18 protein-coding genes are annotated in these 26235 nt (G+C 49.5%); 13 read left to right on the top strand and 5 right to left on the bottom strand.

Features of this window, described 5'->3' with window-relative positions:
* Positions 1–11: 11 nt before the first annotated feature.
* From RF679_RS06455 to RF679_RS06485, 7 genes are all read left to right on the top strand, one after another.
* The gene (locus RF679_RS06455) at positions 12–2420 is read left to right on the top strand and encodes a bifunctional salicylyl-CoA 5-hydroxylase/oxidoreductase (protein WP_309483398.1); all 2409 of its coding nucleotides are present in this window, start codon (positions 12–14) and stop codon (positions 2418–2420) included.
* Positions 2421–2427: 7 nt separating this feature from the next.
* On the top strand, positions 2428–3264 hold the full coding sequence (locus RF679_RS06460; protein WP_309483399.1) for an SDR family NAD(P)-dependent oxidoreductase: 837 nt from the start codon (positions 2428–2430) through the stop codon (positions 3262–3264).
* Positions 3264–3800: a MarR family winged helix-turn-helix transcriptional regulator gene (locus RF679_RS06465; protein WP_309483400.1), complete on the top strand. Its 537-nt coding sequence runs from the start codon at positions 3264–3266 to the stop codon at positions 3798–3800. Before RF679_RS06460 ends, RF679_RS06465 begins: the two co-directional genes overlap by 1 nt.
* A gap of 364 nt (positions 3801–4164) precedes the next feature.
* Positions 4165–5019, top strand: a complete 855-nt coding sequence (locus RF679_RS06470) for an enoyl-CoA hydratase family protein (protein WP_309483401.1) — start codon at positions 4165–4167, stop codon at positions 5017–5019.
* Positions 5020–5022: 3 nt separating this feature from the next.
* Positions 5023–6210 (top strand): acyl-CoA dehydrogenase family protein, encoded by a 1188-nt coding sequence (locus tag RF679_RS06475; RefSeq protein ID WP_309483402.1) that lies wholly within the window; start codon positions 5023–5025, stop codon positions 6208–6210.
* Positions 6207–6638: an acyl-CoA thioesterase gene (locus RF679_RS06480; RefSeq protein ID WP_309483403.1), complete on the top strand. Its 432-nt coding sequence runs from the start codon at positions 6207–6209 to the stop codon at positions 6636–6638. Before RF679_RS06475 ends, RF679_RS06480 begins: the two co-directional genes overlap by 4 nt.
* 137 nt (positions 6639–6775) lie before the next feature.
* The gene (locus RF679_RS06485) at positions 6776–7174 is read left to right on the top strand and encodes a RidA family protein (protein WP_309483404.1); all 399 of its coding nucleotides are present in this window, start codon (positions 6776–6778) and stop codon (positions 7172–7174) included.
* A 251-nt stretch (positions 7175–7425) separates the two neighbouring features.
* On the opposite strand, the gene RF679_RS06490 is transcribed toward RF679_RS06485, so the two are convergent.
* Together RF679_RS06490 and RF679_RS06495 are read right to left on the bottom strand one after the other, a co-directional pair.
* Positions 7426–8895: a pyridoxal phosphate-dependent decarboxylase family protein gene (locus RF679_RS06490; RefSeq protein ID WP_309483405.1), complete on the bottom strand. Its 1470-nt coding sequence runs from the start codon at positions 8893–8895 to the stop codon at positions 7426–7428.
* 363 nt (positions 8896–9258) lie between these two features.
* Positions 9259–11511, bottom strand: coding sequence for a putative bifunctional diguanylate cyclase/phosphodiesterase (locus tag RF679_RS06495; protein WP_309483406.1), 2253 nt, complete (start codon positions 11509–11511; stop codon positions 9259–9261).
* 310 nt (positions 11512–11821) lie between these two features.
* On the opposite strand from RF679_RS06495, the gene RF679_RS06500 reads away from it, so the two are divergent.
* From RF679_RS06500 to RF679_RS06525, 6 genes are all read left to right on the top strand, one after another.
* Complete coding sequence (locus tag RF679_RS06500; protein WP_309483407.1) at positions 11822–16237, top strand: hypothetical protein; 4416 nt, start codon at positions 11822–11824, stop codon at positions 16235–16237.
* A gap of 279 nt (positions 16238–16516) precedes the next feature.
* Positions 16517–19477, top strand: a complete 2961-nt coding sequence (locus tag RF679_RS06505) for a M16 family metallopeptidase (RefSeq protein WP_309483408.1) — start codon at positions 16517–16519, stop codon at positions 19475–19477.
* 29 nt (positions 19478–19506) lie between these two features.
* Positions 19507–20457 carry a peptidylprolyl isomerase gene (locus tag RF679_RS06510; protein ID WP_309483409.1) on the top strand — a complete coding sequence of 317 codons (951 nt, stop codon included), beginning with the start codon at positions 19507–19509 and terminating at the stop codon, positions 20455–20457.
* Between the two features lie 34 nt (positions 20458–20491).
* Positions 20492–21331, top strand: coding sequence for an alpha/beta hydrolase (locus RF679_RS06515; RefSeq protein WP_309483410.1), 840 nt, complete (start codon positions 20492–20494; stop codon positions 21329–21331).
* A gap of 22 nt (positions 21332–21353) precedes the next feature.
* Complete coding sequence (locus RF679_RS06520) at positions 21354–22517, top strand: alpha/beta hydrolase (RefSeq protein WP_309483411.1); 1164 nt, start codon at positions 21354–21356, stop codon at positions 22515–22517.
* 50 nt (positions 22518–22567) lie between these two features.
* A complete protein-coding gene (locus RF679_RS06525; protein WP_309483412.1) occupies positions 22568–23005 on the top strand; it encodes a hypothetical protein in 438 nt (145 codons plus the stop codon).
* Positions 23006–23226: 221 nt separating this feature from the next.
* Here the strand turns inward: RF679_RS06525 and RF679_RS06530 are convergent, their stop codons facing one another.
* The 3 genes from RF679_RS06530 to RF679_RS06540 form a co-directional block, all read right to left on the bottom strand.
* Positions 23227–24270, bottom strand: a complete 1044-nt coding sequence (locus RF679_RS06530; RefSeq protein ID WP_309483413.1) for an aldo/keto reductase — start codon at positions 24268–24270, stop codon at positions 23227–23229.
* 87 nt (positions 24271–24357) lie between these two features.
* Positions 24358–25128: a class I SAM-dependent methyltransferase gene (locus RF679_RS06535; protein WP_309483414.1), complete on the bottom strand. Its 771-nt coding sequence runs from the start codon at positions 25126–25128 to the stop codon at positions 24358–24360.
* 45 nt (positions 25129–25173) lie between these two features.
* Positions 25174–26217: a quinone-dependent dihydroorotate dehydrogenase gene (locus RF679_RS06540; protein ID WP_309483415.1), complete on the bottom strand. Its 1044-nt coding sequence runs from the start codon at positions 26215–26217 to the stop codon at positions 25174–25176.
* Positions 26218–26235: the final 18 nt, after the last annotated feature.

Consider the following 26235-nt stretch of genomic DNA (forward strand, 5'->3'; position numbering starts at 1 on the left):
GCGATGAAGTAATGAAGATAGTGTGCATAGGTGGTGGTCCTGCTGGTTTGTATTTTGCCTTGCTGATGAAGAAGCAAAATCCAGCGCATGAAATCACAGTGATCGAGCGTAATCGCCCGTTTGATACCTTCGGTTGGGGCGTCGTATTTTCGGATCAAACTTTGGGGAACCTCGTCAAAGCCGATGAGCCTACCGCGCGAACGATTTTGCAAGCCTTTAACCACTGGGACGATATCGATGTCCATTTCAAAGGCCAAGTGGTCACCTCTGGTGGGCACGGTTTTTGTGGAATTGGTCGCAAACGTTTGCTGAACATTTTGCAAGAGCGTTGCCAAGAGCTGGGCGTGAATTTGGTGTTTGAAACGGATGTGATCGATGAAGAGCAAATCACACGTGATTATCAAGCTGATTTGGTGATCGCTAGTGATGGTTTGAATAGCCGTATCCGCAGCAAATACGAAGCCAGTTTTCAGCCAGATATCGATACCCGTAAATGCCGCTTTGTATGGTTGGGTACCAAGAAACTCTTCTCCGCTTTCACTTTCGCTTTTGAACAAACCGAGCATGGTTGGTTCCAAGCCCATGCCTATCAGTATGATGGTGATACCGCGACCTTTATCGTTGAAACGCCTGAAGACGTTTGGTTGAAATCTGGTTTAGATCAAATGTCGCAAGAAGAAGCGATAGCCTTCTGCGAGAAACTGTTTGCCAAATACCTCGATGGTCATGCGCTGATGAGTAATGCCAGCCATTTACGTGGCTCTGCCAATTGGATTAAATTCCCGCGCATCATTTGTCAACGCTGGGTTCATAATCTCGAAGTCGATGGCAAAACCGTGCCTATCGTATTGATGGGAGACGCCGCTCACACCGCGCATTTCTCGATCGGTTCAGGGACGAAATTGGCCTTGGAAGATGCAATTGAACTCAGCGAATGTTTCGCGAAGCATCAAGAACGAGGTATCGCCGCTGTGATGCAAGCCTATCAGGAAGTGCGCGCCATTGAAGTCTTGAAAATTCAAAGTGCAGCACGTAATTCCATGGAGTGGTTTGAAAACGTCGAGCGTTACACGGCCATGCAAGCACCGCAATTCGCCTATTCCATGCTGACCCGCAGCCAGCGCTTGTCGCATGAAAATCTGCGTTTGCGTGATGCGCAGTATGTGAGCCAGTTTGAACAATGGATCGCTGAACAAGCCTTCGCTCAAGCTGGAGTGCCGCATCCAACTTTACCGGCTGGTGTCACTATTCCACCCTTGCCACCCATGCTGACGCCGTATAAGTTGCGAGAAGTCGTGTTGAAGAATCGTATTGTGGTGTCGCCGATGGCGCAGTATTCCGCCGACGATGGTGTGGCCGGTGATTATCATTTAGTGCACCTCGGTAGTCGTGCGCTTGGCGGTGCTGGTTTGATTTTTGCGGAGATGACCTGCGTCTCTGCTGAAGGACGCATCACGCCTGCGTGTCCGGGTTTGTATAAACCTGAACACACGGCAGCATGGAAACGTATCGTTGATTTTGTCCATACCAATAGTGATGCCAAGATCGCGGTGCAGTTAGGTCATGCTGGTGCCAAAGGCGCGACGAAACGCGCGTGGGATGGTATTGATCAACCGCTCGCGGAGGGGGCATGGCCATTGATTTCCGCCTCGGCGCAGCAATATCTACCGGGCGTTTCGCAGATGGCACGGGCAGCGACGCGTGCTGAAATGGATCAGGTTTTGCAAGACTTCGTGTCAGCCACGATCGGCGCCGACAAGGCGGGCTTCGATTGGTTGGAACTGCACTGCGCGCACGGCTATTTCTTGTCGAGTTTTATTTCGCCACTGACCAATCAACGCCAAGATGAATACGGTGGCTCTTTGGAAAATCGCTGTCGCTATCCCTTAGAAGTGTTTGCGGCAATTCGCCAAGTTTGGCCGGCGCATAAACCGATCTCGGTCCGTATTTCTGCGCACGATTGGGTTGAAGGCGGCATTACACCCGATGATGCGGTGCAGATCGCGCAGCTGTTCAAGCAGGCCGGCGCCGATATGATTGACTGTTCGTCGGGCCAAGTCAGCAAACAAGAGAAACCGGTGTATGGACGCATGTTCCAAACCCCATTTGCCGATCGCATACGTAATGAGGCGCAGATTCCAACGATTGCGGTGGGCGCGATTTTTGAGGCTGATCATGCGAATAGCATTATTGCCGCTGGTCGTGCAGATCTGTGCGCCGTGGCACGTCCACACTTGGCGGATCCAGCATGGACCTTACATGAGGCAGCGAAGCTTGGTTTCACGAATATCTCGTGGCCGAAGCAGTATGCAGCGGGCAAATTCCAACTCGAGCGCAATTTGGAGCGTGAACGTCAATTAGCGGCAGCCAATCGTGGCATGAGTCCGCAAGAGATCGCCGCCAAATTGTTGGAAGGCTGAGGAAGACATGATGCAAAATGACACACAGATGCGTATGAGCGAGCTAGCAGAGCAATCTTTGATCGGCAAGCATGCGCTAGTGACGGGGGGCGGTAGCGGCATCGGTTTGGCGATCGCACGCGCTTTGCTCAAACAGGGTGTGAAAGTCACGATAACAGGTCGCACTGAAGGGCGCTTGAACGAAGCTTTGCAGCAATTGGAAAACGAGGCTGCGACGGCTGGAGTGGGTGCGACGGTGATGGCAGTGGTAATGGATGTCAGTGATGCGGAGTCGGTCCGTCAAGGCTTTGCTCAAGCACGTGCAAACATGGGCGAGATCGACATCTTGATAAATAACGCCGGTCAAGCGGGCTCCGCGCCTTTCCTGAAAACGAGCGTCGAACATTGGCAGCAGATGTTGTCAGTCAATTTGACGGGATGCTTCTTATGTAGCCAAGAAGCTTTGTCTGCGATGATAAAAAGTGGCTGGGGGCGCATCATTAATGTCGCGAGCACGGCAGCTTTGAAAGGCTATGCCTATGTCGCCGCCTATTGTGCTGCGAAACATGGCGTGCTTGGTTTGACGCGCGCCTTGGCGGTCGAAGTCGCGCAAAAAGGCGTGACCGTGAATGCGGTGTGCCCAGGTTTTACCGAAACTGATATCGTTCAAGAAGCGATTCGTAATATCGTCGAAAAGACCGGTCGTAGCGAAGCCGAAGCGCGTACCGAACTGGCTTCTGCCAATCCGCAAAAACGTTTAATCCAACCGCAAGAAGTGGCCGATACGGTACTGTGGTTATGTCAGCCGAGTAGCGCTGCGCAGAATGGGCAAGCGATTGCGATTGCTGGCGGTGAGGTGATGTGATGGATGATGCCAACAAAGCCCGTGAACCGCTCGACCTCGAGTCACGCTTGCGCGAGGATCATCACCAGTCTTTGAAATTGTGGTTACGCATGCTGTCGACCACGACCATGATTGAGACCGAAATTCGGAATCGCTTGCGGGCTGAATTTGGCATTACATTGCCACGTTTTGATTTGATGGCGCAATTAGAACGCCATCCTGAAGGTTTACGCATGGGTGAACTGTCGAAACGAATGATGGTCACGGGTGGCAATATCACGGGCATCACCGATCAGCTCGAACAAGAAGAATTAGTGGTGCGAGTACCCGATCACAAAGACAGGCGCGCCTACAGTGTCAAACTCACCCCCGCTGGGCGTAAAGCCTTTGAACGTATGGCCAGTGTGCACGAAGCTTGGGTTGATGAGTTGTTTGCTAATGTCGGAGCAGAGCAGAAGAGCCTGATGATGCAGGGCCTGGCGCAATTGAAATCACAGTTTATGGCGGACCCTGATGCCGCTTCTGCGATTGATGATGAGCATGGCGGTGCGCAGTAAGCGATGAGGTAGGAAGTCAAAGTATAGTAAGAAATGAGTGAAGAAACATAGCAAATCAGCGAGCCACAATCATCAAGAAGATGGCGATGTTGAAGCTGATACTGTTGCTGATACAGTTTTACACCAAGTAGCACGGTAAGCTGGCGATTTTGAGAGAATGAGTTCCTCCCAACAGCGTTCTTTTTTGCAAGCGATGGTGCAGTGTGATGAAAAGTAAACGCCATCGTTTGACGAATCGTCGGTGTGTTACTTGGTTTTTTTATTCTGAGTAGATAGAAAATGACGCTAGTGACCGAAACTAGCAAAGTAGACTATCGATAATGTGCTATCGAGGATGATCGGTAGCGATGTTTGTGAGTGAAATATGAAATATCTCGAAGGCGAAAGCAATACTTTGGCAGGCAATCACCTGTCGTTGAAACACTATCAAGCGCAACACTTCGCGTTTAGTGTGCAAGGCACGGTGGCGACCATTACTTTGAATCGACCCGAACGCAAAAATCCTCTGACCTTTGAGTCCTATGCCGAATTGCGCGATCTGTTTCGACAAATGTACTATGCCGACGATATCAAAGCCATCGTGGTAACAGGCGCTGGCGAGAATTTTTGTTCGGGTGGTGACGTGCACGAAATTATCGGCCCATTGACCAAACTCGATATGCCTGGTTTGCTGCAGTTCACGCAGATGACGGGCGATCTCGTGAAAGCGATGCGTGCTTGCCCACAGCCTATCGTGGCGGCGGTTGATGGCGTCTGTGCTGGTGCTGGCGCGATCATCGCGATGGCGTCGGATATCCGCATGGGGACGGCCCGCAGTAAGACGGCGTTCTTGTTCACACGGGTCGGTTTGGCCGGTTGCGATATGGGAGCGTGTGCGATTTTGCCGCGTATTATCGGGCAAGGGCGTGCCTCTGATTTATTGTATAGCGGTCGTAGTATGAGCGGCGAAGAAGCCGAGCGTTGGGGCTTCTTTAATCGAGTCGTGGAACCCAGTGAAGTACTCGGTGCAGCGCAAGCCTATGCACAAATGCTGGCAGACGGTCCGACATTCGCCCACGCTATGACTAAGAAAATGTTGCATCAAGAATGGGATATGGGAGTCGACCAAGCGATTGACGCGGAAGCACAGATGCAGGCGATTTGTATGAAGACCAATGATTTTCATCGTGCTTACCATGCCTTTGTGAACAAACAAAAACCTCAGTTTGAAGGTAACTAAATCATGGCCGATCATAGTTATTTGCAGTGGCCTTTTTTCGATGAGTCACATCGCGCACTGCATCAGGCACTCGATACTTGGGCGGCTAAGGAAATCGATCAAACGCATCATCACGATGTCGACCAAACTTGCCGTGATTTGGTAAAGCAACTCGGTAGTGCGGATTGGCTTGCTTATGCGGTTGGAGGCCAAGCCTATGGTGGACGCATGGAGCGCATCGACACACGTTCGATTTGTCTCTTGCGAGAAAACTTAGCGCGATATTCAGGCTTAGCCGATTTTGCTCTTGCCATGCAAGGTTTGGGAAGTGGGGCGATCAGCCTGTTTGGTACAGAAGCGCAAAAGCGCAGCTATTTGCCGAAAGTCGCCAGCGGTGCGGCGATTGCAGCGTTTGCTTTGTCGGAGCCTCAGGCAGGTTCTGATGTCGCGGCGATGCAATGTGCTGCGCAATTACAGTGCGATGAAAGTGGTGAGTACTATGTGCTCGACGGTGAAAAGACCTGGATTTCGAATGGTGGCATCGCCGACTTTTATGTGGTCTTTGTACGCACCGGTGAAGCGCCCGGCGCACGTGGTATCACGGCCTTGATCGTAGATAGTAACTTGCCGGGATTTGAAATTGCAGAGCGCATCGATGTGATCGCGCCACATCCTCTGGCCCGTCTGCGCTTCAATCAATGCCGCGTACCGGTCAGTCAGCGGATTGGCGAGGCCGGACAAGGTTTTAAAGTGGCGATGGCGACCTTAGATGTATTCCGCACTTCGGTCGCCGCTGCGGCACTAGGATTTGCTCGTCGTGCTTTGGACGAAGCCATGATGCGTGCGACCAGTCGTCAGATGTTCGGTCAGACACTGGCAGATTTCCAATTGACGCAAGCTAAGTTGGCGCAGATGGCGACCACGATCGATAGTGCGGCCTTGTTGGTGTACCGCGCGGCATGGATGCGTGATCAAGGACAGCGCGTCACCAAAGAAGCAGCGATGGCAAAGATGCAGGCCACCGAAGGCGCACAGCAAGTGATCGATGCAGCGTTGCAGTTATTCGGCGGCATGGGTGTCATGAGCGAGGTTCCGGTCGAACGTTTGTATCGTGAAATTCGCGCCTTGCGAATCTATGAAGGTGCAACCGAAGTGCAGCAATTGATCATCGCGCGTGAACTCCTCAAAGAGTACAAGGATGCACAAGCATGAACGAGGTATTTAGCACGCCAATTGAGATTCGATTTGCGCATTGCGATCCCGCCGGGATCGTGTTCTATCCACGCTATTTTGAGTTGATCAACGGCGTGGTGGAAGATTGGTGTGGGCACGCCTTGGGCATGAGTTTTCATGAAATGCATGTGGTGAAAGATATCGGTTTGCCGACTGTGCATATCGAGACGGATTTCGTGAAAACCAGCGTCCTCGGCGACCGCTTGACGGCGCAGTTGCGCGTGTTGAAATTGGGCCGTGCTTCCGTCACGGTGGAGATCCGCATGGTCGGGGAGAAAAACGATTTACGTTTGCGTGCAGAATTGGTATTGGTGATGGCACATGTGAGAGATCGAAAAGCGATTGCCTTGCCTGAAGTCTTGCGAACGCAGATGCAAAGATTTGTCGTTGTTGATGCCATTAGCTAATCTTGGTCGTTGTTCTTGCTGTTAGGGCATGCGGCCTTGCAATCACAAAAAATCGTTTCGGCAGATTCGATCAAAGTAGGTCGAATAAACAAAGTTTGCTGCTGACGCTGGAAAAATAAAACAAAGGAAGAGGGAAGATGGATATTTTGCAACCACCAGGCTGGGCTCGTCCGCGCGGGTATTCAAACGGTATCGCGGCACGAGGTCGCACTGTCTGTGTTAGCGGCATGATAGGCTGGGACGCACAAGGGCAATTTCATACCGACGATTTTGCAGGACAGACGCGTCAAGCATTACAAAATATTGTTGAAGTCCTAGCAGAAGCCAGAGCCAAGCCGGAACACATTGTTCGTATGACTTGGTACATCACCGACAAAAAGGAATACATCGCCGCCTACAAAGAAATCGGTGCAGCCTACCGTGAGCTCATCGGCAAACACTACCCAACCATGACCGCAGTACAGGTTTCGGCTTTGATTGAAGATAGAGCCAAAGTGGAAATTGAAGTAACAGCGATCGTGCCCGATGAGGCTTGAGCTGTTTTCCCTTTGAGTCGTGTTTGGTAAATAGTCAAAACCCCTCAACGCCGAGGCGCTGAGGAATGCTTTGAGTTAGAGAGGACGAGACTATCGGTCTTCGTTGATTTAAAACCCCTCAACGCCGAGGCGCAGAGACGCAGAGGTGGCGCAGAGAAGACATTTTTGGCCTTAGAGTTCGAGCAGCAAAGGTTTTCTCCTGCTTTTCTCCGCGCCTCTGCGTCTCGGCGTTGAGGGGTTTTCAAAAACTTCTACCGCGACATAATTCGTGTCCCCACATCACGAATTACATCCAATAAATAATCAATTGATGCTTCTGATTTGCGATGATTGATGATGCATGCGCGGAGGACGAATTGTCCTTTGAGGCGCGTGCCGGTGATGAAGACGCGGCCATCATTTTCTAAAGCAGGAATCAAGCCCTGATTGAGTTCTGCGATCGCTGTTTCGTCTGTGAGTTTGCCGCGATAGCGAAAGCACGCGATGGCTAAATCACTTTGTGTCAGTAACTCAAAATCTGAAGAAGCGCGCAATTGCTGTTCTAGATACCGTGTCAGCGCTAAGTCTTTGCGCATCATGTTTTGGATCTGCGCAAATCCATAGGCTTTGAGCGACATCCACACTTTAAAAGCCTTGGCATTGCGTGAAAGCTGGAAGTAATGTTCGTTAAACTCCAAGCGTTGATTGCTCGCTTCTAGACTGGTATCGAGGTAATCGGCTTGCTTGAAGTAGGATTCACGCAAAGCACCCCAACTGCGAACCAGCGTGCAGCCAATTTCAAATGGTTGGTAGAGCCATTTATGGAAATCGAGGGCGATGGAGTCCGCCAACTCGATGCCGTCATACAGTGATTTCATTTCATCGAGTGAAGCAATCAGTCCGCCATACGCGCCATCCACATGGAACCACATTTTGTATTGCTGGGCCAGTTGTGCCAAGCCGCGTAAATCATCAATCGCGCCCGTATTTACTGTACCAGCGTTACCGACGATGCAGAAGGGCGAGTAGCCTTCGGCAAGGTCTTTTCGTATCTGCGTCTCGAGCGCTGTCAGATCCATTTTGAAATCGGCAGTCGCGGGGATGCGGCGTAGATTGTCGGTGCCGATACCGAGTAAGGCGACACTCTTGTCCGTACTATTATGCGTCTCGCTACTGCAATACAAGGTGAAAGGCTTGCGGCCGAACAGGCCATGTTGATTGATCTTGTGTTCCCGGAAAAATACATTGCGTGCGACCGTCAGTCCAGTCAAGGTCGCAGCCGAACCGCCGCTGACCATCACACCACCAGCATCCGCGGTATAGCCTAACATCTCTGCAGTCCATTTCACGACACGTTTTTCGATCTCTGTCATAGCGTGACCGAGATGCCATTTGGTCGCGTTTTGGTTGATGGTCGAGGTCAAAAAATCAGCAATCGTCGAAACCTGATTCCCTCCCGCCATTACATAGGCATACATATTTGGGCCCAGATTCCCGGTAGCTGTGTCGAGGACTTTGGTCTTCACTTCATCGAGCAATGCCATAGGATCACTGGCTCCTTGCGGTAGCGCTTCATCAAACCAAGCGGCGACTTCCTTAGGCTCATAGGCATGAAAGCCTTTTTGCTGAGGCGCATCAGCATACAATTGCAGGACGATTTGCTCGGTTTTACGCAAGAGATCTTGAAATTGTTCTGGACTGTAGTCGAGACTGTTTTTGAAGTGTGTGTGAGATGTTGTCATCGGTGGGCTCTTTTACTAAGTCTGCATGAAGGTGTTTATGCAATGACGAGCGCTGTTTCATCGCGTCAATCGCGTGTTTGCATAGATCTTAAATGCAAATGCCTACTTTGGCACGGTGCACTTGGTAAATTAGTGTGTCATTTCTGTTAGACAGTAGAGGCAGTGTGAGCAGAGGCGGCATGCTTGTTTTGCCGGTACAGTTTGGTGAAATATTGAATCGAATCGCTTGAATGACGCGAATGACTCGTGTGACGTGCGTATGGCTTGCAGGCTTTGATTTGCTAAGCGAGATGGCGAAGACCAATGGTGATTTGGCTCTTCGCCCAGATCTTCGGTTTTTGTGATGTGCCAACGAGAAGATGATCAGTCTTTTTCTCGAATCATTTGATCTACCGGCATCGGTTTGCCGATGCCGTAGCCCTGTCCATAGGTAACGCCTATACCCTTTAAAAGCGTCAAGATTTCGCGATTTTCGACGAACTCAGCGACAGTGCGCTTACCCATTAAACTGGCGATCTCATGAATCGATTTAACCATCGCGAGGTTGATCGGATTGGTCTCAATGTCGCGCACGAACTGGCCGTCGATTTTCAGAATATCAACCCGCAACGTGCGTAAGTAAGCGAATGAAGAGAGCCCACTTCCGAAATCGTCGAGTGAGAACTTGCAACCAAAATTGCTGAGCCTATTCATAAACTGCTGGGCAATTTCTAAATGTCCAATTGCTGCGGTCTCTGTAATTTCGAAGCAGATTTTTTCGTGTGGGACGCCAGACTGAATGATCTCATCCTGCACAAATTGCAGGAAGGGTGGATCTCCGAGGCTTTGCCCAGAGAGATTGATTGAGCAAAGGCCGATTTGATCAATGTGTTTCGCCATCCATGCCAAGGCATGTTTCACGACCCAACGATCGACACGTGCTGAGAGGTGATAGCGTTCGACAGCGGGCATAAAACTTCCCGGCGGAATGATGCCACCTTGGCCATCGCGCATCCTTAACAAAAATTCGCAATGCAAGCCGTGATCGGTGGTTTCGTGAATGTCCACGATGGATTGGGCATAGAGCTCGAACATATTGTTCGACAGTGCATTTTCAATCCGACTGACCCATTCCATCACACCATAACGCTGTGCTAGGGCGGGGTCATCATTAGCAAAGATGTGAATACGACCACGTCCTGCGTCTTTGGCAACGTAGCATGCGCTGTCAGCCGATTGCAGCAACACACCTACGCTTTCAGTATGCTGATTAAGTGTGACCATGCCGATACTGACGCCGACTGCAAATGAACGATCTTGCCATTGGAAGCGGAATGCGGCCAAACTCTGCTGAAGACGCTCGGCGATGTGCATCGCTTGTTCAATACTCTGATTGTGCAAGATCATGCCGAATTCATCGCCACCAATTCGGCAGAGATGATCTTCCGCACGCAAACTCGCATTGAAGCGATGGGCAACTTGTCTTAACAATTCATCGCCAGCGGCATGACCACAGGTATCGTTGACCACCTTGAATTCATCGAGATCGAGATAGCACAAGACATGTTGTTGCGTGTGATTGCGGGTTTGTTCAAAGAGCTGTTGCAGAATTTGCTCGAAGGCGCGACGGTTGCCGAGTCCCGTGAGTTCGTCATGGGTCGCTTGAAACTTAATAATGTTTTCAGCGGCTTTGCGTTCGGAAATATCTTTGACTGTGGCGATGTAATTGACAATCTCCCCAGCGGCATTGCGGATTGCCGACGGATTCACGACAACTGGAAAGCGATCTCCATTTTTCTTTTGAAAAACCAGTTCGAAGGAACGAAATTGTCCGGCTAAGGTTTGCCGAAACGCTTCGTAGATGCCATCGTATTCTTCTTGCGGCCAATAGGGGAAAGGTGCTTTGATGCCGACTAACTCTTCTTTGCTAAAACCTGTCATAGCGCAGAAAGCTGGATTGACATCAAGTTGGCGACCGTCGATGTCAAGTACCGAGAAGCCATCTTGCATGGCATGGATCAAGCTATTGGCAAATTCAACCGCTGTCTTGAGATCATCTTCTGCACGTTTGCGCGCCGCCATGAAGCGTGCCCGATCAAGGGCAACCGCGATGTGCGCGGCCATCGCTTGCATAAATTCGAGTTGCCATGTCTTGGGCGGGCGAACACCTTCGATATCGCCGTAGGTTCCTAAGCCAATCGAGCCAATACTGTGACCCGCCAGCACCAGTGGGACATTAATGATGGTGCGATTTTGAAGTAAGGCGACGATGTCTTTATTCGTGCGAGGATCGATGCGTGCGTCTTCAACGACGACAACATGATCGCCTTCCATGATTTCGTCAATCATGGGGTCGCCTGCCATGGGAATATCGATACTTTGTATGAGACGCGAAACAGCAGTTTCTTCACCTTCGCTGCGGTGACTCAGGATGGTCACCATCCCTTCGCGTTCGCCGAAGACAGCCAACCACACTTGCGGATAGCCCAAGACCTCACGAGCCACCGGTGAGTAGGCGTTGAGGATATCTTCCACTTTCCAAGCACGCTCGAGTTGCTTACAGAGCTGTAGCAAGACCTTGTTTAACTGCGCAGGTTCGAGCTCGGTGCCTTTTATCGCTTTGAGTAATTGTTCCATCGGACGTCATGAATTTCTAAGGCACCGCACGAGTATTCACGAGCATCTAATTGCCGTCAAGAAATTACATGTAAAAATTTGCTTTACATCCAACATGAGCGCTATTTCTTATAAGGATGCCTCGTTTTAGTGCATTAAATTGCTTTTAAGGCAATGTATTTTGTTTTTTATGCTACCATTTAAATTTCTTGTAAATTGCTAGTTAATAGCATATTCTTTGCTTTGTTATGGAATTTGACGTTTGATTTCTCAAACCACGTCGCTCAATTTATTTGTTTTTCAGTCGCTTGCTCCATTCTCGAGGCAAATTATGTTCAAAAAATATCTCTCTGCAGCCTTGTTCTTTCTACTCCCTAGCATAGTGGCGGCCCAGGAATTTCCACGCAGTTCGGTTCCTGATCCACTCAAGACTTGGATTCCGTGGGTTCTGGATCAGCAAGCAAACCTGAATTGTCCACATCCCTTTGATAGCGATGAGGTGCGTTCCTGCCAGTGGCCTAGCGTGCTTGAATTAAAAGTCGGTGCGAAAGGCGCTGAGTTCACGCAAACTTGGCAAGTCTTTGGTGATACGTGGATTAGCTTACCGGGTGATGAACATCACTGGCCCTTGGATGTCCTGGTCGATGGCAAAGCACTACCAGTCATCAGCCAAGCCGGCAAACCTTCGATACGTCTTGATCGTGGCACTTACAAAGTCAGCGGGCGCTTTTATTGGTCACAAGTGCCAGAGTCTTTGGGTTTAGCGCAAAACTCTGGTCTGGTTCGCCTAGAAATGAATGGCAAATTAGTGGCGCATCCGGTGCTCGATGATGCAAATCGCATTTGGCTACAGAAGAAACAGGAAGTGAGTAGTGTGGAGCAAACCACCCTCAAGGTGTTTCGTAAGATCAAAGACGGTATTCCTGTCATGCTCGAAACGCGCTTCCACCTTGAAGTGTCAGGCAAGGCAAGGGAGTTAAGCCTCGGGCGCGCTTTGCTGCCCAAGTTGATTCCGCAAGCGCTTCACTCAAACTTGACCGCTACCCTCAACGAAGAAGGTAATCTCCTCGTTCAGGCGCGGCCGGGGATTTGGGATATTAGCTTTGTCTCACGCTTACCTGCAGATCTCCTAAATTTAAGTTTGCCCGCCGCGAGCGGCATTCTGGCTGAGGAAGAAGTCTGGGTCTATGAGGCAAACCCTGCGGTGCGTTTGGCCAGTGTTGAAGGGCCCACAGCGATCGACGCCCAACAAACCACATTGCCCGATGAATGGCGCCATTTACCCGCCTATTTGATGCGCCCAGTAAGCTCTCAATTTTCCTTGAAACAAATTCGTCGGGGTGACAGTGAGCCGACTCCTGATAAGTTGAAATTGCAGCGCGATCTGTGGTTGAGTTTCGATGGCAAAGACATGACCATGAGCGATAGCCTCAGTGGAAAAATGAGTCGGCCGGCGCGCTTAACGATGGTGGCTCAAGCCCAACCGGGGCGGATCGAAGTGAACGGGCAAGACCAACAAATTAGCAGTGGCAGCGATCACTTAGCTGGTGTTGAAGTGCAGGGGGGGGATCTGAAATTGAAGGCCGACAGCCGTTTGCCACAGGCGCCACGAACTCTGCTGGCGACTTTATGGAAGCATGACTTGGATGCACTCGACATGAATTTGCATCTACCACCTGGCTGGCGTTTGTTACACGCTAGTGGAGTTGATCATGCCAATGGTGCTTGGCTTACTTCGTGGGACTTATTCGACATTTTTTTGATATTGATTACGACCTTGGTCGCAGCACATTTGTGGGGTAAAAAGTGGGGTGTGGTCACGCTAGTGAGCTTAGTTTTGTCGTATCAAGAACTTGATGCCCCACGTGGTCTCTGGATGCTGTGCTTTAGTTTGATCGCCTTGTACCGTGTACTGCCGCAAGGGAAATTCAAGCAAATTATCCAATGGATACAACGCGGCAGTGTGTTGGTCTTGTTGGTCTTGAGTCTCGCATTTGCCACCATGCAGATTCGTGGTGCGATCTATCCAGTGCTGGAAAATGAGTCGGTTTTTCTTGATCGTCATCAACCGCAAAGGATGGTGGGCACGCCCCAAGAAAGGGCTCCAGAAACCGTTAAACCAGCAGCACCAGCTGAAGCACCACCCCCAATGGAACCACCACTGACGGATGCGGCGCCGATGCCTGCGCCCGCATATATTCCGCCACCGGAGGTCGTCAATGCGCCTCAGCCTGAAGTAAGGAGCGTGGCGATCACAAGATACGCGCGCGGGAACCAAAGTGATAAAGAAAAAGGGTATATCAGTTCATTGAGTAAAAACGTTGGTATCGATCCCGACGCCAAAGTGCAAACAGGACCGGGACTGCCGCTCTGGCAATGGCGGAGTCATCCATTGACTTTCGATGGGCCAGTCACGCAAGAGCAGGAGATTCACTTGTGGTTGCTGTCGCCATGGGCTTCGAAAATCGTCGTCGTATTGCGCCTTGTTCTGTTGAGTTTGCTTTTGCTCTTACTCGGCCACGCCGTGCTGATCCAAAGCAAACACAAGCCAGTACATGGAAATGGTGACGATGCCGACGATCAATCGGAGGGCGACCAAAATGACGGAGATCAGAACTCAACAAAAAATATGAAATTGGGTTCTCTGTTGCGTCAGATTCGTGAGCGTATGACAGCGGTTCTTGGGGCATCTAAAACACTTGCGAGCAGTTTCGTGATCTGTGGATTATTGGGCCTCGCGCAAAACCTGGTTTGTGCCGATGCGTCAGCGCAGACACCGAGCGATCAGCATTTGCAAGAATTGCGAGAAAAACTCACGCGCAGAGCAGAGTGTTTGCCCGACTGCGCTGAAATTTCTCGTCTCACCATACATGTGTCGGGTACTACCGTGCGCTTGAGTTTGGATGTGGATGCAGCACTAGATACGGCCTTGCCGCTACCAGGCGGCAAAAAAAGTTGGCTGCCAAATGAAGCACGACTTGATGGTAAAACCGCATATATCGATAGAGATAGTGATGGTGCTTTGGGTTTCTTGGTGACGGCTGGACGACATCGATTGGAGTTGGTTGGTGAACTTTTGCAAAATGACACATTACAACTACCGCTGCCCCGCAAACCTCGTCGGGTTGAACTTGATGCCCCTGGGTGGGACGTCGCTGGTATTTCAGACGAGACGGGTGTGGCCGACACCATTCAATTGTCACGTCAAGTGAAGCTGGGCAAAGATGCCAAGAAAAATGCGGAAGCGGATTTTCCAGCTTTGCTGCGCGTTCAACGTACGCTCTTGTTCATGAAAGAATGGGTCGTCGAAACCGAAGTAGAGCGCCTCTCACCTAAAGGTTTGCCTGTATTGGCGCAGATCGCCTTGCTTCCTGGTGAGGCGGTGAACACCGCTGGAGTTCAGATCAAAGATGGGCAGGTCTTGCTGAATATGGGGCCGCAAAGTGAGCGTGTGACCTGGAGTTCTAACTTAAAGCAAGCACCAAGCGTGTTGTTGAAGGCGAGCGATCACTGTGCTGATGCCAAGATTGCTCAGTGTATTGAAGAGTGGAGCGTGCTGGCGAATAATCTATGGCACTTGGAATTGAAAGGCGTACCCCCGAAGGTCGGTGCTCTGAACGGAACGCAAGTCTTCCTTCCTTGGGCGGGTGAAACTTTAGAAATTAAAGTGGAACGTCCACAAGCTGTGGCAGGCCAAACCATCACCATCGATCAATCATTTTTAAGCGTGACACCAGGAACACGAGCCAGCGATTATCGCCTATGGTTTGTAGCACGCAGCAGCCGTGGCTTGGATCATAGTATCGATTTACCAAAGGGTGCCGTATTACAAAAGGTCATGATCAATGAGGTGGAGTTCCCGATCAGAGCAATCGGTCAAAAATTGACTCTGCCAATCAAACCAGGCAAACAGGAGATCGAAGTCAGTTGGCGGGTCGATCGTGGCATGACATCGAGCTTCAGCACGGATAGTGTCAATCTTGGTCTTGCCAGCGTGAACAGTGCTGTTAGTGTTCAAGTGCCGACGGACCGTTGGTTACTGGCCGTCGGTGGTGACGGCATGGCACCAGCAATTTTATTTTGGAGTAAATTGATCATCTTACTCTTGCTCGCGATTGGTCTAGGCTCAGTGAAATTTTTACCAGTCACTCGGTGGCAGTGGATCTTGCTTGCGCTCGGCATGACGCAACTCGGCTGGCCTAGCATCCTTTTGACGATGACCTGGTTCTTCGCTTGTGCTGCGAGAGGGAAAGTCGATATAGCGAATACCCCTGCGTGGCAGGTCAATTTACGTCAGCTGTTTTTGGTACTGCATAGCTTGTTGGTTATCGCGATTTTGTTAGAGATTGTCCGTGGTGGGCTACTCGGCAATCCCGATATGCAAGTTGCGGGAAATAATTCAACGCAGACCCAACTGAACTGGTACCAAGATCGAATAGATGGCCCCATGCAGTCGGTCTGGATTTTGAGCCTACCAATGCTGGTATATCGTGGTCTGATGTTATTGTGGGCCTTGTGGTTAGCGTCCTCGGTCATTGCTTGGGCGAAGTGGGCGTGGGCGGCCTTGAGTGCGGGGGGATTGTGGAAGGCTGCCGAAGTGACGGTAGCAAGTGGAGAGCCGCACGCGGAAGAGATAATTAATGCAAATGAATCGGAGCTTAGTCAAGCCAAGTCACTCGTATCCATTGCCGAGCTTGGTGAGTCTACTGACTCGCAAGAGGTGGCGAATGAGACTAGTGTTCCTTAAGCGAATTTGATTCTCATGTGGTGAAAGTAGCGGTGATGAGATGATCGGTACCGCCTCTTTCCCCACTGCGATCGCCAAAGGTAGGTGTTTGCAGTATGTGGAGCGAAGCGTGACATCTCGTATTACGAAATGGTTTCTTTTTTTACGAAGCGATAACATGCTTCATTATTATCTCTGCTACTGTCGGTAGCTTCTCCTGATCCCTTTATTGGCGCATTTGTCTTTTTTGCAAATCTAAGTTAATTTGTCGCCACTAATCATTTTTCGTATGAGTGCACTATGTCTTTCTCCAAAAACTCCTCTCAGCAAATGGGCGCGGGTATCACGGCCGCTTTGCTTGCTATTAGCTCCGTTGCCGCAGGCCTCGCTTCCTCTTCCGCATTGGCGAGCGAAACGCGATCCGCTCAAAAAGCGAAAGCAGTGGCACAGCCCGTGTCGACCAGCGAGTCGAAAGCGGGTGCGACTTTTAGATTCAATCCTGAAGCAGTGATTCCCTATTCGCCTAAGCTGATCAAAGGCAAACTCGCGAATGGTTTGACCTATTACATTCAAAAAAATTCTAAGCCCGAGCAAAAAGTAGAAATGCGTTTGGTGGTGAATGCAGGCTCTGTATTGGAGGATGAAGATCAACAAGGCTTGGCCCATTTTACGGAGCACATGGCGTTTAATGGTAGTCGTCATTTCAAGAAAAATGAGTTGGTGTCATTCTTGGAATCGATCGGGGTGAAATTCGGTGCCGACTTGAATGCCTATACGGGCTTTGATGAGACGGTCTATATTTTGCCGATTCCAACTGATAAGCCAGAAAACTTTGAAAAAGGCATGATGGTATTGGCAGACTGGGCTTCAGGTTTGCGCTTCGATGCCGAGGAAATCGAAAAAGAACGTGGTGTTGTGTTGGAAGAAGCGCGCTTAGGGAAGGGCGCTGGAGAACGTTTGCGTCAACAAACTTTACCCAAGATTTTGCATGGCTCGAAATATGCGGAGCGCTTGCCCATCGGTAAAGAAGAGACCATACAAACCTTTAAATATGAGGCTCTCAAGCGCTTCTATGCGGATTGGTATCGCCCCAATCTCATGGCGGTTGTGGTGGTTGGCGACATCGATCCACAAAAAGCCAAGGCGGCCATTGAAAAACATTTTTCTGATCTTAAGAATCCACGTCATCAGCGGGTGCGTCCTCAGGTGAGTTTGCCATTAAAGAACTTGGATGACGCCGTGGTAGCGGTCGACAAAGAAGCGAATCTTTCTTCCGTATCGATCGCACAAGCGCGTTTCTTGCAACCGAATGATGGCAAGTTTGGTAGTTATCGCCAGCGTCGTATCGATCATTTTGTCAATGTCATGTTGGCTGAGCGTCTGCGCGAATTATCGCAAACGGCAAATCCGCCATTCTTGGGTGCTAGTAGCGGTCTTGGTGGACTCGTCGGCGATTATCAGGAAGTCAGTGCGGTTGCCACAATCGGTAAAGCAGGTGTGAAGGTTGCGATTGAAGCCCTAGTCGGTGAGAATAAACGCGCTGCGCAATTTGGATTCACCGCGCAGGAGCTGCAACGTGCCAAGCTCAATTCATTGCGCAATTTAGAAAATTCTTATAACGAACGTGACAAAACTCAATCGGGAACACTGGCCGCCGAATTTATTCGCAACTTCTTACAAGGAGAAGCGATACCCGGAATTGAGGCGGAATACCGATTCCATAAAGAGATCGTGAATGGTATTAGTTTGGAGGAAGTGAACCAATATGCGAAACGCATTTTGAGCACAGACGTTCCTGAACTGGTGATTTACCAAGGCAGTGATAAGCCCGATCATCCATTACCAGATTCGAGCAGTTTGAAGGCAATGGTGAAAGAGGCTGAAGCGAAAGAGGTGCAGGCGCGTGAGGAGAAAAGACTATCTGCGGATTTATTTCCGGTGCCGCCGAAAGCCGGTAAGATCGTCGGTGTCGCTCACGATAAGGTGCTGGGTACGACCACGTGGACTTTGAGTAATGGTGTCAAAGTTGTTTTGAAAAAAACCGACTTCAAAAGTGATCAAATCTTACTGAGCGCATCACGTCCCGGCGGTACAGCCATTTTCTCAGACCAAGATTATTTGCAGGCACGCTACGCCACATCAGTCGTGGGTACGATGGGGGTTAAGGACTTAACGCCTAGCGAAATTACCAAAGTCTTGGCAGGCAAGATCGCCAACGTCAGCACGTCTTTCTCAGAAAATGCGGAAGGTGTCTCAGGTAATTCCAATAATAATGATGTGGAGTCGATGCTGCAGATTTTGCATTTGGTGTTGACGCAACCACGACGCGATGAAGACTTGTTCAAGTCTTTTGTTAATCGCCAAATGGAAGCATTGAAGAATCAAATGGCTTCACCTTCTGCGGTCTTCCAAGAACAATTATTGCAGGCGACTTTCCCACCCCATCCTCGCGCTCCGAGCATGGTCAAACCGGAACAAATTGCGAGTCTCGATCTTGACAAGATGTTGGCAATTTACCGCCAGCGATTCTCCAGTGCCCATGGCTACACCTTCTTTATTGTGGGGAGTTTTGAAGAAGAAAAGCTCAAACCTTTAGTTGAAACCTATCTCGCGAGTTTGCCAGCCGACCCTTTGCAGTTAGAGGTCATCGATAGAGGGGTGCGCCCTAATAAAGGCGTCGTCATCAAAGACGTATTCGCGGGAAAAGAAGCGCAGAGTTTGGTCAGTATCCAATTTCATGGCGAAGCGAAGATGACACCAAAGCAGCGCATGGATTTTTCGGCCATGGGGGAAGTTTTGCAGTTGCGTATGACGGCCAAAATGCGTGAAGAGCTTGGTGCTGTGTACAGCCCAAATATTAGCCGCACGCTGCGCCGCCAGCCGTATCAAGGCTATGCAGTGATTTTGACCTTGCCATGCGGTCCAGAAAATGTCGATAAGCTGGTCAATAGTAGTTTTGAATTGATTGCCGCATTGAAGGCTGCGCCACCGACCGAAGAGGAATTGCGAAAGGTCAAAGAGAATTGGATTAAAAATTATCGTGAATCGATTAAAACAAACCAGTTTTGGTTGAATTCTTTGCGTAATGCGCAGCAGACGGGTGATGATCCGCATGAGCTGCTTAACTTTGAAAGCAGAGTGGCTCAGGTGAGCACTAAAGATGTACAGGCGGCAGCGCAAACTTACCTCGATAGTTCGAATTACATACAAGTGGTGCTTTACCCAGAGAACTACAAAGCTGGCGTGAGCCGTTCTAAATAAGCGACAAATAAGCGACGAAGGAGATGATCATGATTAAAGCTCAGACTAAATATTTGACCCGCCATATGGCTATTGCGTTCGGTATCTCGGTGGTCGCGATGAATCTCGCCTATGCCGATGAGCAAAAAGCGGCAACGAAAGCGCCGATCAAGAATGCGGCCAAACCGAGCATGCAAGATGTACTGAAAGCCTCAAAGGCAAGCGATTGGCGCCCACTTGATCCACAGAACACGCTTTACCTTGAAATGGATAAAGGTCGCGTGGTGATTGAGTTGGTCCCCGAATTTGCGCCAAAAAATATCGAGAACATAAAGAAGCTTGTGCGTGAAGGCTACTTCGACGGATTAGCCATGATTCGTTCACAAGATAACTATGTCGCGCAGTGGGGCGATGCGGATGAGAAGCGTGAATTTAAAACCGCAGCCAAGACCGTCGATGGTGAGTTCACTGTGAAGTATTCAGCGAAATCAGCATTCACGCGTTTGCCAGACCATGATGGTTACGCGCCACAAGTCGGACACGCCAAAGGTTTTGCGGCTGGCCGTGATCCGAAATCTCGAACCACGTGGCTGGCGCATTGCTATGGCGCGATCGGTGTGGCGCGTGGCAACGAAACGAATAGCGGTAATGGCAGCTCTTTATATGCGGTCACAGGTCATGCGCCACGCAACCTCGATCGTAATATCACGGTCGTTGGTAAAGTGATGCAGGGCATGGAACTATTGAGCACCTTACCGCGTGGCACTGGTGCTTTGGGGTTTTATGAAAAAGCCGAAGAGCGCACGCCGATCAAATCGGTGCGTATCGCCGCCGATGTTCCAGAGGCGGAGCGCAGCAAACTTGAAGTATTCAGAACTGATACCGCGAGCTTCCAAGCTTTAGTCGAAGCGCAACGTAATCGTGGTGGCGAATGGTATAAATTTGCTGCCAACCATATTGAGTTGTGCAATGTGCCAGTGCCTGTGCGCACGGTGAAATAAATTAATCTGTTTTAATGAAGTGTGAGAAGTAGTGATGAAGAAGTTGTTTCCCCTTGTAATGTTGACGGCGATCTTGTCGTCTGGATGTATGACAGTCACAGTAAGCTCTAAACAGTTCGTACCACGTGACACCAATAAGCTGGCGTTGTTGAAAACAAGTGCGCCAGACTATCAAACTCGCGATATCGAGTTTGTGCAAGCCGATGGATCAATTAGTCGCGGCGTCTACTTCAGTAAGCCTGGGGCGCAGGCAACCGTTTTGTATTTTCTCGGTAGTGGCATTCGTCTCGACGCAGATGGTGCCTTTTTCCTCAAGCCATTCGCTGATCTGAACCTGAATGTGATCGCTTTTGATTACCGAAGTTTTGGCCGTAGTGATGCCACAACAAAAACGCATGGATTGAAAGAAATCGAAAGCGATACTGCTGCTTTGTATGACTATGCACGTGGCATGGTACAAGGTCGTTTAATCGTCCATGGACATTCCTTTGGCAGCTTTGTTGCCGCGCATTTGGCAGGACAGCGCAAGCTCGATGGCTTGGTGCTCGAAGGTACCGGCACTGATGCAAGAACCTATGCCCAGAATTTGACGCCTTGGTTCGCCAAACCATTTGTGTCCTATAACGTGGTCGGTGATGTAGCTGAAGTAGATAATCGTCGCAGCCTGCAAGAAATTCAATTCCCGATTCTCATCATCGCCGGCAAGCGGGATACAACCACACCAGAGCCAACCGCACGAGAATTGTTCGACGGACTCAAGCAACGCCAAAAACGTTTTGTGAGCGTTGATGCCGGGCATATGGATGGGATGGTGTTTCCTGAAGCGAAGGTCGCGTACAAGCAGCTCTTGCAAGACGTTGAGAATAGTAAATAAATAGCCTTCAATTAAATCAAAAATGAAACTCTTACATTACCTGAGGATAACGCTTACAGCGGTAACGTTGTTAACATGTGCGATCGCAAGCGCTGTTGATCTTTCAGGCATAAATCTTCCGGTCATTCGTCAATGTACGGCACAGGATCGTGACGATCGATATGCCCGTGTTTGTGTAGAATCTCTGAATCAAGGCGAAATCGAAGCAGTGAAATCTATGCAATTTGATGATGTCGTTGCGTACAAAGCTGTCGAGGATGGTTTGATCTTGGCTGCGAAGATGAAGAAAAGCGATATCGGGTTTTATGATCGTCCAGCATTTGGCGGAGAGATAACGACCTATCTAGAACCTATCGATATCAATCACTTCGCTATAAAAGTTAGGCTTAGAGGCATAGAGAAGGCGAAGTTGAATCCCTTGTTTTTGAATTTTGCAGGGCGTTCCCCATTCTCTTTAAATATCGACGGGCGAGATCCCTCAGAGCGGACGGTGGTGGAAAGTTGGTCCGCAGTTTTGCAGAAGCTGCAGAGTCAAGGAGCCCGCTTTGAAATGATCAATTTTCCAAATGCGGAACATTTCGATGCTAAGTCTGTCAAAGTGTTTCGTGGTTCGAATTGTTTGAAGACGATAGTCGCTTGCAGTGTGATTTATGATACCGATGGTGAAAGCCTCGGGTCTCTTATCTCTAACGCACATGCAGCCCAGATTCCTCTCGATGATTTTGTTCTTGTGGGAATACCTAATCCAAATGAACATCGGAACGTCGAGTTATTGAAAGGCCTTGATCCAGATCGTTTCGATGCCTTTCTCAGTTTTGTGGTGACCAATCTTCGTCAAACCATTGAGAAAGGTGAAACACCAAAGAATCGATATGCTGCAGGCTTTTCGAATGGCGGTGCATGGGCTTTTGATGCGCTACTATTTCACCCGCATTTTTTTGATGGAAGCATTGTCATGTCGCCGGCTATTTGGGAGCTCAAATCACCAGTGCAACTGAAAGGCAAGAGAGTATTTGTTGGTGCGGGTGAGCTAGAGCTTGGTTTTTTGAACACAGCTCACGAAATTGAAAAGATAAGCATTGGTTTTGGTGCTGAGGTGAAGACTGTCTATTCAAAATCAGGGCACTCAATGAATACTTGGGCACCTATTTGGAATTTAGCATTGAGAAGTCTGAGCACAAAGTAGTAGGAATATGTTGTTTGTTATGGGGCAGTCTTTTTTGGGGGAGCCACCCTATGCAAAAAAATGCCTTAATGGCTTGTTACTTGATTTTTTTGTCTTTTGATGCATTCGCCTGTCAACCAAATGTCGAGGAATTGAGTCTGAAACTCTACCTGAAAAAGGACAATGTTGGTTCGGTCATTTTTGCTGGGCAGGTAATGACCGTAACCGAACGTCGAGAAGGCGGGGTCATCGTGCAAACCGTAAAGATTAAAACATCGCGTTGGTGGCGTGGTGAGGTTCAATCAGAGCTGATGGTGATGGGCAAGAAAGGTGCAGGCGCAGGTACCTCTTGTGCTGGTGTTGACGACATTGTTTTCACAAAAGGCCAAGAGTGGTTGATCGTCGGAGAGCTGAAGGACGGCAAAGTCATCCCTAGAAGATGGTTGAGCCGTCCATTGTTCGAGCAAGAAGCTAAAACGAAAAGTTTAGAGCAGTTAAGCCCATATTAATTCTGGAAATGAATGCTTGATGTGATGGTATAGAGTGTTGTTGGGCTTCGCTTCGCTCAGCGCCAACCTACGGATTAATTTGTGTTTGGTGGGTAGGCTGGGCTGGCAAGCCCAGCGTCCGCGGGTTCGTCGAGGTTGAGTACCGTTGTTGGAGTGCCTGTTGATGTTGGGCTTCGCTTCGCTCAGCGCCAACTTATGATTTACATCGAGAACAATTGGTTTTACTGCGCCGGATTCGCTGCCACAGCATGAATCGCATTAATCGCCGATATCACTTCCTCTGTCAATTTCACGTCCGTGGCACGGATGTTTTCTTCTAATTGCTGTAAATTTGTCGCACCGATGATGGTGCTGGTGACGAACCAACGTGAATAACACCATGCTAAGGCGAGCTGTGTTGGTGTGTAGCCATAATCGCGCGCAAGTTTGGTGTAACGACCACTGGTGGCGATCACTTCTTGACGCATATAGCGCGGACTCCAGGTTGGTGGAAATTGCGTCAAACGTCCTTTGGCTTGGGCGTCGTCGACATATTTGCCGGTCAGACGACCGAAGGCGAGCGGACTATACGCGAGTAGGCTCACTTGTTCGCGGAAACAAGTTTCTGTGAGTCCTTGTTCGTAGCTACGATTCATCAAATGATAGGGATTTTGAATCGAGACAATGCGCGTTTGCTGTTTGCGTTCGGCGTGCTTGATAAATTCACTGACACCCCAAGGAGTCTCGTTGGAGACGCCAATATGACGTATCTTACCTTCTTTGACGAGGGCGTCCAGCACGTCTAAAGTCGCCTCGATCGCAACACTCTCGCGCTCGAGCTCAGGATTAAATTCTTTTTGCCCAAAAATCGGCGCATTGCGACTTGGCCAGTGGAGTTGATAGAGATCGATGTAATCAGTTTGTAAACGACGCAAACTGCCTTCGACGGCGAGTCGAATGTTTTTTTCGTCGAGATCATTCTCGCCATTGCGTATCCAAGGCATGCCGCGCGATGGACCGGCAACTTTGGTGGCAAGGATGATTTGATCACGTTGTCCGGATTGTTTAATCCATGTACCGATGAATTGTTCGGTGCGGTTCACTGTTTCGGCACGTGGCATCACGGGATACATCTCCGCGGTGTCGATAAAATTGACGCCATGTGCCAGCGCATAATCCAGTTGCTGATGCGCTTCAGCTTCTGTGTTTTGCTCGCCAAAAGTCATGGTGCCGAGACAGACTTCGGACACCATCAAATCACTATTGCCCAATTTCTTTTGTTTCATGGTTTTCTCTTAGTCCTAAACAACATTATTTTCTTCAATGCGAAAACTGTTTGAGTAAAGTCTGTAAATACCGAGGACTCAAAATGTTTACACAATCTTGATCATATGACTTGCCCATTCCGGCACCGACTTAAAAAAGACATGAAGCGCCGGTGAGAAGCTTGTAAACTGAAAGTTCTTACTATGCCCCAGCCGCCTTAAAGCATTTTGGCTGAAGAGACTGATGTGTCCGTTGCGTGGTGCTGCGTACCACCAATTGAGTTTCTTGCCTGGCGTGATAAATTCATCCGATGTAATGGTTGAGAAAATGATGATGCCATTGTCCGCGATAAGCTGATCAAGATCCGAAATTAAGCGATGAACGTCAGGGACATGCTCGAATACTTCGAAGCTTGTGATGAAGTCGAATTTTCCGAGCGATTCGATGCTAACGTCGTGGTCAACCATGGGATCGTACGAGCTTGATTGCCAGCCAGCTTCATTCAGTAATTTCGAGAGCATGCCGTTACCACCGCCGTAATCCAAATGGCGGATTGAGCTCGCATGGGGAACATTTGCAATCAACATCTCCGAATTTGTGCGTGGTCGACTTTCGATATACTCTGGATCGACATAGACATAATCTTGGTTGTAAATTTTCTCTTCGAACTCGTCGACGCTCCATGCATGCATCATCGGCGCCCAACAGAATCGACAATCACTGCAGAGATAATACTCAATCGCGACACCAGAACGCGGTAGCGCACCGCGCTTGGATACTTCGCAGTGTTTATTCAGGTCGACGGTGTCCAGTAATTCCCCCTTAGCGGCACAGATTGGGCAGTCGTATTCTTTCTTTTTTCTAAAAAATGACCACATGAGGGACTAGTTCTCCAAATCAGAATGTGAGGCTTGCAGTGGATCTTACTTAGCTAAACGAATTGCATCGGCACAGTCTTTCACCAACGCCGGGCCGCGATAAATGAGGCCTGAATATACTTGTACTAAAGAAGCACCCGCTTGCATTTTGCTGACTGCGTCGGCGCCAGAGAAAATGCCGCCAACGCCGATGATAGGCAAGGCATCGCCTAATTCTGATTTCAATGCGCGTACCACTTTATTCGATAACTCGAACACGGGTTCGCCAGAGAGGCCGCCTGCTTCTTCGCCATGCTGCAAGCCTTTGACTGCATCGCGCGTGATGGTGGTATTGGTGGCGATCACACCATCGATTTTATGGCGCAATAAAGATTCGGCGATGGTTTTGATTTGTTCGCTGTCGATATCTGGTGCGATTTTCAATGTCAGTGGCACGTAACGTTTGTGCTGATCAGCGAGGCGTTGTTGTGCACCTTTTAATTGGGAGAGTAGATCATCGAGTTCACTGGCACCTTGAAGCTGACGTAAGTTCTTCGTATTCGGTGAGGAAATATTCACGGTCACGTAACTAGCATACGGATACACTTTTTCTAAGCAGTGTAGGTAGTCGTCGGCCGCTTTTTCGATCGGTGTATCGGCGTTTTTGCCGATGTTGAGACCGAGTACCCCCAGTTTGTCTTGATAAAACTGCGAAGCTTGCACGTTGGCGACAAAAGCATCGACGCCGCCGTTATTAAAGCCCATGCGATTGATAATGGCATTGGCTTGCGGTAGACGGAACATACGTGGTTTGGGATTGCCAGGCTGGGCGCGTGGTGTCACCGTTCCAATCTCGATAAATCCGAAACCGAGCGAGGCCAGGCCGTCAATATAACGACCATCTTTATCGAGACCTGCCGCCAAGCCAACAGGATTCGGAAAATCAATTCCCATCACTCTGCGTGGATCAGCGACAGGCTTGCTGATCAATTTGGTCAAGCCCATATTGTGAGCGCGTTTTAGGCTCGGGAGTGTGAAGTCATGCGCGCTTTCAGCGTCCATGAAAAACAAGAAAGGGCGAGCCAGTGAGTAAAGCAATTGATTGGACATAATGAAAGTAAGTTGGAG

It is taken from the genome of Undibacterium cyanobacteriorum (assembly GCF_031326225.1).
GTDB lineage: Bacteria > Pseudomonadota > Gammaproteobacteria > Burkholderiales > Burkholderiaceae_D > Undibacterium > Undibacterium cyanobacteriorum.